This window comes from Methylobacterium sp. M6A4_1b (assembly GCF_053345175.1).
Window position 1 is genome coordinate 126,628 of the sequence record NZ_JBKEZQ010000010.1, and the last position, 13,098, is coordinate 139,725.

Sequence of the window (13,098 nt, forward strand, 5' to 3'; positions counted from 1 at the left end):
AAGTGCTGCGCGTGACACCGTGTCGCCCAAGGCCTGCATCGTGCCGGCGGGGACCCGCGTCTACATGCAAGCGGGGCAGCGTCTGGGGCGTGATGACGGCACTTTGGTTCATACTGGCGGTCATGACCGGCGCGGCGGTGCTCGCCCTGCTCTGGCCGATGTCGCGCCGGGCCAATCCCGCCGCCGCGCCGGAAGCCGGCGGCCTCGCCACCGAGACCGGCTTCTACGAGGACCAGCTGCGCGAGATCGAGCGCGACGAGGCCCGCGGCCTGATCGCGGCGCCGGAGGCGGAGGCCGCGCGCACCGAGGCGGCCCGTCGCCTGCTGCGCGCCAACCGCGCCGGCGTCCCCGCCGCCCAGGACATCGCCGAGCCGGCCCTGCGCCAGCGCCGGGCGGCCTCGGCCTTCGCCCTCTCGACCATTCCCCTCGTCGCCCTCATCGCCTACGGCCTCTACGGCTCGCCGCACATGCCGGCGCAGGGCCAGGCCGAACGGGCGGCGGCCCAGAGCGGCGATCAGGATCTGCTGAAGGCGATCGGGCAGATCGAGGCGCGGCTCGCCGCCGACCCCACCGACGGGCGCGGCTGGTCGGTGCTCGCCCCCGTCTACATGCGGATGGGCCGCTTCGACGATGCCGCCCACGCCTACGAGGCGGCCGCCCGCCTCCTGGGCGAGACGCCGCAGCGCCTGTCCGACTGGGGCGAGGCCCTGGTGGCGGCGGCCAACGGTGCGGTCACGCCCGAGGCCAAGGGCATCTTCCAGCGGGCGGTCGACCTCGACGGGCAGGTCGCCAAGCCGCAATTCTACCTCGCGCGGGCGGCCGAGCTCGACGGCGACGTGCCCCAGGCGATCCGGCGCCTGCAGGCCATGGCCGACGCCGCCCCCGCCGATGCGCCCTGGCTCCCCCTCGTCCGCGAGAACCTCGCGCGCCTGACGGGCGAGGCCGCGCCCGGACTGTCGAAGGCGCCCGAGGCCGGCGCCGCGGCCGCCCTCCAGGCCCTGCCGCCCGCAAGCCGCGACGGGGCCATCCGGGCCATGGTCGACAGCCTGGACAAGCGTCTCGCCGATCGCGGCGGCAGCCTGGAGGATTGGCTGCGCCTCGTGCGCTCCTACGGCGTGCTGCAGGAGCGCGACAAGGCGAAGGACGCCCTGGAGCGGGCGCGCAAGGCCCTCGGCGACGATCCCGAAGCCAAGCCCCGCCTCGACGCGATCGCCGCCGAGGCGGGACTGGCAGCGGCTCCCGCCACCCCGGCCAACGCGCCGGTCGCGCCCACGGCGTCGGTCCCGCCGGCGGCTGGAGCGGCCTCGGACGACGCGGCCCGGGCGGGCACCGAGGCTGCCGTCGCCGCCGTGAAGGCGATGCCGGCGGCGGAGCGGGACGCCGCGATCCGCGGCATGGTGGCGGGACTCGACCGACGGCTGGCGGCCAAGGGCGGCGGCGTCGACGACTGGTTGCGCCTCATCCGGTCCTACAGCGTCCTCGGCGAGCGCGACCGCGCCCTGCAGGCCCTGGACCGGGCCCGCATGGCCCTGAGCCCCGACGCGGCCGCCATCGAGCGGCTCGGCGAATTGTCGCGCGAGCTGAGCCTCCAGCCCGGCGCGAAGCCCGGCGCCGCAGCGGCGAAGCCCTGATCCGCGACGCGGAGCCGCCACCCCTGACAATCGGTCCCGGCCCCGGGCCTTGACCCGGGTGGCGCCCCGGTCGACACCGGAGGCCACGACATTCCCTGCCGGGGACCTCTCCTCGGCCAGGATCTTGTTCTGCCAAGATCTTGCCCTGCCGAGATCTTGCCCTGCCGAGATCTTGCCCCACCAGAATCTCGGCGCGGGATGCGCGCCGCCCCACCGTCCGTGCCACCAACCGGGACCCTGCCCACGTGACACGCAAGAGCCGCCGCCTGATCCTGATCGCCGCCTGCGGCGCCGTGCTGGCGCTGGCCCTCGGCCTGATCCTGTCGGCCATGAGCGGGTCGATCGTGTTCTTCCGCTCGCCCACCGAGGTCGCCGCCCAGACCGTGGCGCCCGGCACGCGCTTCCGCCTCGGCGGCCTCGTGAAGGACGGCTCGCTCCAGCGCGGCCCGGACCAGACCGTCGACTTCGCGGTGACCGACACCAACGCCACCATCGCGGTCCAGTATCGCGGCCTGCTGCCCGACCTGTTCCGCGAGGGCCAGGGCGTGGTCACCGAGGGCACGCTCCTGCCGGGCGGCATCTTCCGCGCCGACACCGTCCTGGCCAAGCACGACGAATCCTACATGCCGCGCGAGGTCGCCGACGCTCTCAAGGCGCAGGGGCGCTGGCAGGAGGGCAAGGGCATGACCGGGAAGCCCGCGGAGCCCGCCTCCTCCGGGACCCGGACGGCCGCCGAGGACAAGACCCTCGGCCAGCGCAGCGAGCGATGATGCCACGCATCCGCCGGCCGGTTCCCCACCGGCACATCCCCCGGAAGGACACCCCGCCTTGCTGATCGAGGTCGGCCATTTCGCGCTTGCCCTGGCGCTCGCCCTGTCCCTGGTCCAGGCGGTGATGCCGGTCTGGGCCGCCCGCTCGGGCGACCAGGCCCTGCGGGCCGTGGCGACACCGGCGGCGCTGGGCGCCTTCGCCTGCATCCTGTTCGCGTTCGGGGCGCTGACCTACGCCCACGTCACGTCGGATTTCTCGGTCCTCAACGTGATCGAGAACTCCCACACCGCGAAGCCCTTCCTCTACAAGATCTCCGGCGTCTGGGGGAACCACGAGGGCTCGATGCTCCTCTGGGTCCTCATCCTGGCCCTGTTCGGGGCGCTGGTGGCGGTGGCGCGCGAATCCGTGCCGCCGACCCTGCGGGCGAACACCCTGGCGGTGCAGGGACTGATCACCTTCGTGTTCGTGCTGTTCATCATCACGACCTCGAACCCGTTCACCCGGGTCAGCCCGGCTCCGGCGGAGGGCAACGACCTCAACCCGCTGCTGCAGGATTTCGGCCTCGCGGTGCACCCGCCGCTCCTCTACGTCGGTTATGTCGGCTTCTCGATCACCTTCGCCTTCGCCATCGCGGCTTTGATCGACGGGCGCATCGACGCGGTCTGGGCCCGGGCCGTGCGCCCCTGGACCCTGATCGCCTGGAGCTTCCTGACCCTCGGCATCGCGATGGGCTCGTACTGGGCCTATTACGAGCTGGGCTGGGGCGGCTGGTGGTTCTGGGACCCGGTCGAGAACGCCTCGCTGATGCCCTGGCTCGCCGGCACCGCCCTCCTCCACTCCACCGTAGTCATGGAGAAGCGCGACGCCCTGAAGGTCTGGACGGTGCTGCTCGCCATCCTCACCTTCTCGCTCTCGCTGCTCGGCACCTTCATCGTCCGCTCGGGCGTGCTGACCTCGGTCCACACCTTCGCCACCGACCCGACCCGCGGCGTGTTCATCCTGGCGATCCTGATCCTGTTCATCGGCGGCTCGTTCACCCTGTTCGCCTGGCGGGCGCCGATGCTGCGGCAGGGCGGCATCTTCGCGCCGATCTCGCGCGAGGGCGCGCTGGTGATGAACAACCTGTTCCTGGCCGCCGGCTGCGCCACGGTCTTCGTGGGCACGCTCTACCCGCTACTGCTGGAGATGCTGACCGCCGAGAAGATCTCGGTCGGGCCGCCCTTCTTCAACTACACCTTCGTGCCACTGGCGATCCCGCTCCTCCTGATCGTGCCCTTCGGCCAGACCCTGGCCTGGAAGCGCGGCGACGTGCACGCGGCGACGCAGCGCCTGTTCGCGGCCCTGGCCGCCGCGCTGGTGGTCGGCCTCGCCGTGATGGCCATGACCTGGGGCGGCCCGATGATGGCGCCCGTCGGCATCGGTCTCGGCGCGTACCTCGTCATCGGCTCGGTGATGGAGATCGTGTCCCGCGCCCGCGGCTACGGCGGCAGCCGCGCCCGGGGCGCCGCGATCTGGCGCCGCGCCGCCGGTCTGCCGCGCTCGGCCTGGGGCACCGCGATGGCCCATGCGGGCGTGGGCGTCGTCGTGCTCGGCATCGCCGCCCAGGGCTGGGCGACGGAGGGGCTGAAGACCCTCAAGCCCGGCGAATCGCTCGCCTCCGGCCCCTACGTGGCGACCCTCGACCGGGTCGGCCCGCGCGCCGGCGAGAACTACGCCGAGACCACCGCCTTCCTGACGATCCGCAAGGCCGGCGGCGACTTCGTCGGCACGGTGGAGACCGGCAAGCGGTTCTATCCGAGCCGCAAGATGACGGTGACGGAATCCGGCCTGCTGACCATCGGCGCGAGCCAGGTCTACGCCAGCCTCGGCGAGGTCCTGCCGGAGGGCGCCATCGGCCTGCGGCTCTACTACAAGCCCCTCGTGCTGCTGATCTGGCTCGGCGCCGTGGTGATGGCGCTCGGCGGCGCGATCTCCCTGACCGACCGGCGCATGCGCGTCGGCGCCCCGGCCCGGGCGCGGGCCAAGTCCGTCCCGCCCGGCATGGCGCCCGCCGAATGAGCCGGACCGCGCTCCCGCGCCTCGTCCTGGCTCTCGGGCTGGCGCTGGTCTCCGCCGGCGGCGCCCGGGCGGTCCAGCCGAACGAGGTGCTGAAGGACCCGGCCCTGGAGGCGCGGGCGCGGGACATCTCGTCGGGTCTGCGCTGCCTCGTCTGCCAGAACCAGTCGATCGACGATTCCGACGCGCCCCTCGCCCGGGACCTGCGCCTCATCGTGCGCGAGCGGCTCACCGCCGGGGACGACGACAAGCAGGTCCAGGCCTACGTGGTCGGGCGCTACGGCGAGTACGTGCTCCTGCGTCCGGTCTTCGCCCTGCACACCCTGCTCCTGTGGCTGACGCCGGTCGCGGTGGTGGGCCTGGGCCTGTTCGGACTCTGGCGCCTGTCCCGCCGCCGCTCCGGCGACACCGCCGCGGGCCTCAGCGCCGAGGAGCGCGCCGAGATCGCCGCCCTGACCCGGCGCGGCTGAGCCGGCCGGCTGAAGGCCGGGCACCCGGCGCCCACGCCTCGTTTTCGCCCCAGTGAGGCAGGAGACCGTTTCGAGGCGACGGACCACGCGGCCGGCGCGGCTTTACGAAGTCTTTACCCTGACTCGCGAGCGTCCCGTGCCATGCCGACCGCCTCGCCCTCCCGCATCGCCGCCCTTCTCGGAGCCGCCCTCGCGGCCGCTCCGGCGCAGGCGCATCCCCACGTCTGGGTGACGACCAGGGCCGAGATCGCCTACGGCGACGGCGGCCGCGTCACCGGCGTCCGCCATGCCTGGACCTTCGACGCCTCGTACTCCGCCTTCGTCACGCAGGGGCTCGACGCGAACAAGGACGGCAAGCTGACGCCGGACGAGCTCTCGGGGCTCGCCGCCGAGAACACCGCCAACCTCGCCGAGTTCGGCTACTTCACGAAGATGAAGGTCGGCGGCAAGGAGCAGGCCTTCGCCGAGCCCGTCGAGCCCCGCATGGCGATGGAGGGCGACAAGCTCACCCTGAGCTTCCTCCTGCCGCTGAAGGCGCCCGTCGTCCAGGGCCGGGGCGTGACGGCCCTCGAGGTCTACGACCCGACCTTCTTCGTCGCCTTCAGCCTCGCGGAGGGCGCGGAGGCCGCGCGCCTCGCCGGGGCGCCGGCCGGATGCGCCGCGACGCTCACCCGCCCCAAGACCGAGACCCCGGACGCCAGGACCGCAGACGCCAAGCCGGGCATGTCGGAGGCGTTCTTCGAGGCGCTGACCTCGGCCTCGAACTACGGCGTCCAGTTCGCCAACCGGATCATCGTCGCGTGTCCGTAGGCGGCGCCCTCGACGCCGTCCGGCCGGACGGGCGGTCCCGCCTCGCCCGACAGGTTCTCCTCGCCCTCGCGGCCGTCGCCCTCGCGAGCCTGATCGTCGCCGGCCTCGCCTGGCTGGTGAGCCAGGATGCCGCCGCTCCGCCGCCGCGCTCGCCGTTCGGCATCGGGTTCCGCGAGGCCGCCCCGGCCGCCACCGGCCTCGGGGGCCGGATCCTCGCCCTGCAGGCGAGCTTTTCCCGCAGCCTCCAGGGCGCCGTGCAATCCCTGAAGGCGGGAGGCGCCTGGGGGCCGATGATGCTCCTCGGTTTCGCCTACGGGGTGTTCCACGCCGCCGGGCCGGGCCACGGCAAGGCGGTGATCGCGGGCTACATCGTCGCCGGGGAGCGCGCCCTGACCCGCGGCTTCAGCCTCAGCTTCGCCGCCGCCCTGCTCCAGGCGCTGGTGGCCATCGCCCTCGTGGGCATCGGAACCCTGGTGCTCGGCGCCACGGCCGCGGGCATGACCCGCGCCGGCACGGTGATCGAGACGGGGAGCTTCGCCCTCGTGGCGCTCCTTGGCCTCGCCGTGACCTGGCGCAAGGCCGGGCGGCTGGCGGGCGGCAGCGATCCCGCCTGCGCGCCCGGCTGCGGCCACGTCCACCTGACCGACGCGGCGGCCATCGCCCGCCTCGATTCCTGGCGCGAGCGGGCCGGCGTGGTGCTCGCGGCCGGCACGCGCCCCTGCGCCGGGGCGGTGCTGATCCTCGTCTTCTCCGCCTCGCAGGGCCTGCTGGCCGCCGGCATCGCCGCGACCCTCGCCATGGCCCTCGGCACCGCCCTGACCACCGGGACGCTGGCCAGCCTCGCTGTCTTTGCCAAGGCCTTCGCCCTGCGCCTCGCGGGCGGGCGCGGACGGGCCGGGGCGCTCACCATCGGCGGCCTCGAACTCCTCGCCGGCGCCTTCGTGCTGGTGCTCGGCCTCGCCATGCTGGCGGGGCTCGCGGCCGATCTCGGCGGCTGACGGGCAACGCCGGGTCGTCTGCGGCTCTGTCGCAGGTCCGTCCGCCGAAGGCCCTCCCTCGCCAAGGTCGTGCGGGCGTGGCACTCTCGGGGTCCGATGGACGCGGGAGCGCGGGCATGACGGCGGGCTTCGCGCACATCCTGAACTGGCGGCTCCTGGCCGGCGCACACGATTTTCCCGGCCCGGACGGCGGCACCTGCATCAACGAGGCGGCCATCGTGGCCGCCGGCCTGCCCTACCGGGCGATCCGCGCCTCGGGTGATTGCCCGCCCTGCTTCTCGCCGCCTTTGGCCGCCTACGCTCTCGGCCTGAACGACGCGATGCCCGACGCCGAGCGTCCGCGCCTGATGCCCTTCGTGCTGCGCCTGTCCGGCTCCGCCGACGCGCCGGCCGTGGAGGCCGAGCGCATCGCCTTCCTGGCTCTCGCGAGCGTGCGGCGTATCCTGCCGTCCCTCCTCGACCGGGCCGGCATGCCCATCCTCGCCGCCGCCTGCGACCGGGCCGTAGATGCGGGGGAGGCCCTGGCGGCGGCACGGGCGGCGGCCTGGCGCGGCGGGGCGGGGGCGCAGGCGGCCTCGCAGCGCGGGGTCTGGGCGCAGGGCGCCCGCGCCTCGGCGGTCGCTCGGGCCGCCACCGCCGCCGTGAAGGCCTTCGCGGATGCACGCTGCGCGGCCGAGGTCGCGGAGGGCGCCGCGCCCTTCGCGCCGGAGGCCTGGGCCGGCGCCGTGGCGATCCTCGACGAGGCCCTGGGGATCGGGCGCCGGGCGGCCCCCCTCGAGATCGCGCTGGTGCAGAGACGCCTGGACGCCGCGCGGGCCGCGCCGGCTTGGACGCCCCGTCAGACCGGGGCGGGCGCCGCGGCCGGGTCGAAGGTCACGGTCTGGCAGTTGTCGAGCCAGACCCCCGTCAGATGGTAGAAGAAGGTGCCGTGGCCGACGACCGCGATGCTGCGTTCGGGCCGGGCGCTGAGCCAGTCGCGAAAGCCGAGGACGCGGGCATCGAAGAGAGTGCGCGGCTCGATATGGACGCCGCGGGCATCGGGCTCGCCCTCGGCGTGCCACCAGATCTCCGGCAGGTGATCGACGGCGACGTCCGGAAACTCGGCCGCCAGCACCGAGGCGGCCCGGCCGACGTCGCAGCTGCTCTCCTGGCACTCCCGGTGCAGGACCTCGACGAGGATGCGCGGCCGGCTCGGATGGTCACCGAAGATGCCCTTGGTGGTCTGGATCGCCCGGGTCAGGGGCGAGGTCACCACGAGGTCGAAGGGGATGTCGTGCAGGGCGGCCCGCGCCGCCCGGACCTGCCCCTGTCCCCGCTCGGTCAAGCGGGCGTCGACGTGGCCGGGGTCCTGCCCGGTCAGGCGGTGGGCGGCGTTGAAGGTCGATTCGCCATGGCGGACGCAGACGATGCGGGAGGGGGCCATACGGGTCCGGTTTCGATGGGATGGGATGCGGCGTGCCGGCGACAACCCCGCGGGGCGGACCATCGTTGCGCCGCGCGGCAGGGCACCGCGCCTCAGGAGAAGGGTACCGCGCCTAAAGAAAAAGGCCCGGTTGCCCGGGCCTCGATGACGCTGCACGCGAGGCGCGGCGGGTGGTCAGGCCTTGCGGGCGACCGGGCCGCGGCGGCGCAGGCGGACGATCACCTCGACGCCGGCGATCTCCATGCCCTCGGGCGCGTCGGGCAGGGAATCGACGGTGATCCCGCAATCGGGCATGTCCATCACCTGCCCCTCGTCCTCGAGGAAGAAGTGGTGGTGCTCGCTCGGGTTGGTGTCGAAGTAGGCCTTCGAGCCGTCGAGGGCGAGCTGGCGCAAAAGGCCGGCCTCGGTGAACTGGTGCAGGGTGTTGTAGACCGTGGCCAGCGACACCGGAACCTTGGCGCGCATCGCCTCGTCGTAGAGCATTTCCGCCGTGAGGTGGCGATCGCCGCGGCCGAACAGCAGCCAGCCCAGGGACAGGCGCTGGCGGGTCGGACGCAGGCCGGCCCGGCGCAGACGGTCGCGCAGGTCCGACAGCGGACAACCGCGACGGCCGGCGGTCGCGTCGCCGCCGGGAACGGAGGTCCGGGCGTTCAGCATGGCCTGCAGGGGCAGAAGGTTGGACATCGGGCGTACAAACATCCCACGCAGAAACTGGAAACTCAGTCTCCACCTATACGGAACCCGCCGCCGCATCGCAACCCGAGCCGCGTGCGGGGCCGCCGAGTCGCGCGGGGCCGTCTCCCATCCAAAGCCCAGCCGCTCCAAGCTCGACCTCGTCCGGCCGGGCGACAGGCGCGGATCGGGACGCCCGGAGCGGGCACGCGGCTTTGAGGCGCACAGGCCCTGTGTTAACGAAGCGCCGATTTCACGCCGCATCGTCGGGTGGATCGGCCCGTGCCGGTCCCGTTCGGGGATGGCGGCGCGAGGCCGAGGGGCCTTCTCCGCCCCAGACCCATCCCTGAGGACCGATCCGCTCATCATGTCTTCCGCTTCCGATCCGAACGCTCCGTCGGGCACCGCCCCGGCGACCGCCGTGCCCCAGCGGGCCTCGCACTATTCCTACGAGGAACTGCTCGCCTGTGGCCGTGGCGAGCTGTTCGGCGCCGGGAACGCGCAGCTGCCGCTGCCGCCGATGCTGATGTTCGATCGCATCGTCTCGATCGGGTCCGAGGGCGGCGCCCACGGCAAGGGCCACGTGCTCGCCGAATTCGACATCCGCCCGGACCTCTGGTTCTTCGGCTGCCACTTCAAGAACGACCCGGTGATGCCCGGCTGCCTCGGCCTCGACGCCCTCTGGCAGCTCGTCGGCTTCCACCTCGGCTGGCTCGGGGCTCCCGGCCGCGGCCGAGCGCTGGGCGTCGGCGAGGTCAAGTTCTCCGACCAGGTCCTGCCCACGGTGACCAAGGTCGTCTACGGCATCGACATCAAGCGCGTGCGCCTCGGCAAGCTGGTGCTCGGCATCGCCGACGGCTGGCTGGAGGCCGACGGCACGCGGATCTACGAGGCCAAGGACCTGCGCGTCGCGCTGTTCCAGGCGCAGGCCGACGCCGCCGGCGCTTGAGGCCGGCCCGGTCGAGTCGGCCGGCGCAGTTGAGATCGGGACGTCCGCGTCCTACCTGAAGCCACGCGCAGGTGCCGTCTCAAGAACAAGCACCGCGAAGAGCAAGCCCCGGCGGCGGAGAGCATCGTGTCCATGCGGCGTGTCGTGATCACCGGGATGGGCATCGTCTCATCCATCGGCAACAACACCGAGGAAGTCCTCGCCTCGCTGCGCGAGGCCAAGTCCGGCATCGGGCGTTCGGCCTCCTACGCGGAGCACGGCTTCCGGAGCCAGGTGGAGGGCCGTCCCACCCTCGACCCCGAGGGCGTCGTCGACCGGCGCGCCATGCGCTTCCACGGCGGCGGCACCGCCTGGAACCACGTCGCCATGGACCAGGCGATCCGGAACGCCGGGCTGGAGGCGGGCGACGTCTCCAACGACCGCACCGGCATCATCATGGGGTCGGGCGGCCCGTCCACGAAGGTCATCGTCGAATCCGCCGCGATCGCGATCGACAAGGGTCCCAAGCGCGTCGGCCCCTTCGCCGTGCCGAAGGCGATGTCCTCCACCGCCTCCGCGACCCTGGCGACCTGGTTCAAGATCAAGGGCGTGAACTATTCGATCTCGTCCGCCTGCGCGACGTCGAACCACTGCATCGGCAACGCCGCCGAGGTCATCCAGGGCGGGCGGCAGGACATCATCTTCGCGGGCGGCTGCGAGGACCTCGACTGGACCCTCTCGGTGCTGTTCGACGCCATGGGCGCCATGTCGTCGAAGTACAACGACAGTCCGGCCCGGGCGTCGCGCGCCTACGACGCCAACCGCGACGGCTTCGTCATCGCGGGCGGTGCCGGCGTGCTGGTGCTGGAGGAATACGAGCACGCCAAGGCCCGCGGCGCCACGATCTACGGCGAGATCGCCGGCTACGGCGCCACCTCGGACGGGCACGACATGGTCGCGCCCTCCGGCGAGGGTGCGGTGCGCTGCATGCGCCAGGCGATCGAGGGCCTCAAGGGCGCGAAGATCGACTACATCAATCCGCACGCCACCTCGACGCCAGTCGGCGACGACAAGGAGATCGAGGCGATCCGCGAGGTCTTCGGGCGCGGCGATGCCTGCCCGCCGATCGCCGCCACCAAGTCGCTCACAGGCCATTCCCTCGGGGCGACGGGCGTGCAGGAGGCGATCTACGCGCTCCTGATGATGAACAACGACTTCATCTGCGAGAGCGCGCATATCGACGAGATCGATCCGGCCTTCGCCGACATGCCGATCCTGCGCCAGCGCCGCGACGGGGCGAAGCTCGGCCACGTCCTCTCGAATTCCTTCGGCTTCGGCGGCACCAACGCGACGCTGGTCCTCAAGCACGTCGACGCCTGACGGCGCCGATCCCGCTTCGGCGTTAAGGGATCCACCTCTGCGTTAAGGAACTGGAGAGGCCGTCCGCAGTTCATTGTTTCTATGGATTGCTGGAAGGCGCCGCCATGTTGTGGTTCACCCTCGGAACGGTCGGCGGCCTCGCCCTTGCCGGAACCACGGCCGTGTACATCAAGCAGGTCCTGATCGACCGCGCCAACTGCGACACGGATGGCTACTTCTAGCTACAGGGCCCGCCGGCTCCCCCGAGATTCCTGCAAGGCCCCGTCCGGCCCATGGCCCGGACGGGGCCTTCGCGTTTCGCCCGGGCCTTCTCCCACGGGTCTCGCTCACGCGCCTTGCCCGGATTGGACAGAGTCACGAGCCGCGCGCTAAGCCTCCAGCCAACGATGACGGGCCCGAGGGGTCCAGGGTCCGCGACCGGGGGAAGTGCATGACGGGTTTGATGGCGGGAAAGCGCGGCCTCATCATGGGGGTCGCCAACGATCACTCGATCGCCTGGGGCATCGCCAAGGTCCTGCACCGCCACGGGGCCCAACTGGCCTTCACCTACCAGGGCGACGCGCTGGGACGCCGGGTGACGCCGCTGGCGGCCTCCGTCGGCTCGGACATCGTCCTGCCCTGCGATGTCGAGGACATCGCCAGCGTCGACGCCCTGTTCACGGCCCTGGACACCCACTTCCCCGAGGGCCTCGACTTCGTCGTCCATGCCATCGGGTTCTCCGACAAGGGACAGCTCAAGGGCCGCTACGTCGACGTGACCACGCGCGAGAATTTTTCGCGGACGATGACGATCTCCTGCTTCTCCTTCACCGAGATCGCCCAGCGCGCGGCCAGGCGGATGCCGCGCGGCGGCTCGCTCCTGACGCTGACCTACGGCGGCTCCACCCGGATCATGCCGAACTACAACGTCATGGGTGTCGCCAAGGCCGCCCTCGAGGCCTCCGTACGCTACCTCGCCGGGGACCTCGGGCCGGACGGCATCCGGGTCAACGCCCTCTCGGCGGGTCCGATGCGGACCCTGGCCGGCGCCGGCATCGCCGACGCCCGCCTGATGTTCAACCACCAGAAGGCGCACGCCCCCCTGCGCCGCACGGTGACCCAGGAGGAGGTCGGCGGCTCGGCGATGTATCTCCTCTCGGAACTCTCGGGCGGCGTCACCGGCGAGATCCACTTCGTCGATTCCGGCTACAACATCATCTCGATGCCCCGCCCCGACGTGCTGCAGGCCCAGGACGAGGCCGGGGTCATCGGCGACGCGGTCTGAGGGGCCGCCTCCGGACCGCGACAGGATCAGTCCGCGAACAGGTCCGGCCGGCGGGCGCGCAGGGCGAGGACCAGGGTCAGGGTCTTGAGGTCGGTCAGCGCGCAGCGATCGGCCATCCGGGCGAGGTCGGCCAGCGGCATCTCGACGACCCGGATGTTCTCGTGCTCGCCCTCCGCGCCCCCGCCGCCCGCGACCCGGTCGGCGGGGGCGTAGGCGGCCAGGAACAGGTGGATGCGCTCCGTCGAGATGCCCCCGCAGGAATAGGCGGCGCCGACGAAGTCGAGGTCGCCGAGGCGCAGGCCGGCCTCCTCCAGCACCTCCCGCCGGGCATTCTCCTCGGGCGTGCCGTCGTCGATCAGCCCGGCCGGGGCCTCGAGCTGGCTCTGCTCGCCGGCGACGTAGAGGGCCGGCACGCGCAGCTCGCGCACCAGGGTCGCGACCCGGCGGGCGGGATCGTAGGGCAGCACCCCGACCGAATTGCCGTGGTCCTCGATCTCGCGCTCGGCCTCGCTGCCGTCGGCGAGGCGGACCCGGGCCAGGGAGAAGCGGCTCCAGCCCTCGTGGAGGGTCCGCAGGCTGAGGATCTCGGCTTTCATCGCGGCACGGTCTTTCTCGCGCGAGGGCGCGGTCCTGTCATGGGCGCCTCTCCCTCGGGGCCGCCCGCCAGGGCGCCCAAGATCACCCTGATGCGCGCGT

General features: G+C 72.6%; 13 protein-coding genes. 10 read left to right on the forward strand and 3 right to left on the reverse strand.

The window, feature by feature from the left end; all coding sequences use genetic code 11:
• Positions 1-92: 92 nt before the first annotated feature.
• The 7 genes from ccmI to ACLBWX_RS12465 all read left to right on the forward strand — a co-directional run bounded on the left by ccmI (position 93) and on the right by ACLBWX_RS12465 (position 7,652).
• On the forward strand, positions 93-1,631 hold the full coding sequence (ccmI, locus tag ACLBWX_RS12435) for a c-type cytochrome biogenesis protein CcmI (RefSeq protein WP_447677373.1): 1,539 nt from the start codon (positions 93-95) through the stop codon (positions 1,629-1,631).
• Positions 1,632-1,876: 245 nt separating this feature from the next.
• Positions 1,877-2,401 (forward strand): cytochrome c maturation protein CcmE, encoded by a 525-nt coding sequence (gene ccmE, locus ACLBWX_RS12440; protein ID WP_447677374.1) that lies wholly within the window; start codon positions 1,877-1,879, stop codon positions 2,399-2,401.
• A gap of 58 nt (positions 2,402-2,459) precedes the next feature.
• Positions 2,460-4,460 carry a heme lyase CcmF/NrfE family subunit gene (locus ACLBWX_RS12445; RefSeq protein ID WP_447677375.1) on the forward strand — a complete coding sequence of 667 codons (2,001 nt, stop codon included), beginning with the start codon at positions 2,460-2,462 and terminating at the stop codon, positions 4,458-4,460.
• A complete protein-coding gene (locus tag ACLBWX_RS12450) occupies positions 4,457-4,927 on the forward strand; it encodes a cytochrome c-type biogenesis protein (protein ID WP_447677376.1) in 471 nt (156 codons plus the stop codon). Before ACLBWX_RS12445 ends, ACLBWX_RS12450 begins: the two co-directional genes overlap by 4 nt.
• A 141-nt stretch (positions 4,928-5,068) precedes the next feature.
• Positions 5,069-5,737 (forward strand): DUF1007 family protein, encoded by a 669-nt coding sequence (locus ACLBWX_RS12455; protein WP_447677377.1) that lies wholly within the window; start codon positions 5,069-5,071, stop codon positions 5,735-5,737.
• Positions 5,728-6,735 (forward strand): nickel/cobalt transporter, encoded by a 1,008-nt coding sequence (locus tag ACLBWX_RS12460; RefSeq protein ID WP_447677378.1) that lies wholly within the window; start codon positions 5,728-5,730, stop codon positions 6,733-6,735. Before ACLBWX_RS12455 ends, ACLBWX_RS12460 begins: the two co-directional genes overlap by 10 nt.
• A gap of 116 nt (positions 6,736-6,851) precedes the next feature.
• Positions 6,852-7,652 (forward strand): hypothetical protein, encoded by an 801-nt coding sequence (locus tag ACLBWX_RS12465; RefSeq protein WP_447677379.1) that lies wholly within the window; start codon positions 6,852-6,854, stop codon positions 7,650-7,652.
• Here ACLBWX_RS12465 and ACLBWX_RS12470 read toward each other — a convergent pair.
• Entirely contained in the window at positions 7,574-8,158 is a 585-nt protein-coding gene (locus tag ACLBWX_RS12470; protein ID WP_447677380.1) for a histidine phosphatase family protein, read from the reverse strand. The two genes, ACLBWX_RS12465 and ACLBWX_RS12470, sit on opposite strands and share 79 nt — an antisense overlap.
• Before the next feature lie 174 nt (positions 8,159-8,332).
• Positions 8,333-8,842 (reverse strand): Fur family transcriptional regulator Irr, encoded by a 510-nt coding sequence (irr, locus tag ACLBWX_RS12475; protein WP_447677381.1) that lies wholly within the window; start codon positions 8,840-8,842, stop codon positions 8,333-8,335.
• A 355-nt stretch (positions 8,843-9,197) separates the two neighbouring features.
• Here irr and fabA point away from each other — a divergent pair, with 355 nt between their 5' ends.
• The 3 genes from fabA to fabI all read left to right on the forward strand — a co-directional run bounded on the left by fabA (position 9,198) and on the right by fabI (position 12,402).
• Complete coding sequence (fabA, locus tag ACLBWX_RS12480) at positions 9,198-9,779, forward strand: 3-hydroxyacyl-[acyl-carrier-protein] dehydratase FabA (protein WP_447677382.1); 582 nt, start codon at positions 9,198-9,200, stop codon at positions 9,777-9,779.
• A 132-nt stretch (positions 9,780-9,911) separates the two neighbouring features.
• Positions 9,912-11,138 (forward strand): beta-ketoacyl-ACP synthase I, encoded by a 1,227-nt coding sequence (gene fabB, locus ACLBWX_RS12485; RefSeq protein WP_447677383.1) that lies wholly within the window; start codon positions 9,912-9,914, stop codon positions 11,136-11,138.
• Positions 11,139-11,568: 430 nt separating this feature from the next.
• The gene (gene fabI, locus ACLBWX_RS12490; RefSeq protein ID WP_447677384.1) at positions 11,569-12,402 is read left to right on the forward strand and encodes an enoyl-ACP reductase FabI; all 834 of its coding nucleotides are present in this window, start codon (positions 11,569-11,571) and stop codon (positions 12,400-12,402) included.
• A 26-nt stretch (positions 12,403-12,428) separates the two neighbouring features.
• On the opposite strand, the gene ACLBWX_RS12495 is transcribed toward fabI, so the two are convergent.
• A complete protein-coding gene (locus ACLBWX_RS12495) occupies positions 12,429-12,998 on the reverse strand; it encodes an NUDIX domain-containing protein (RefSeq protein WP_447677385.1) in 570 nt (189 codons plus the stop codon).
• Positions 12,999-13,098: the final 100 nt, after the last annotated feature.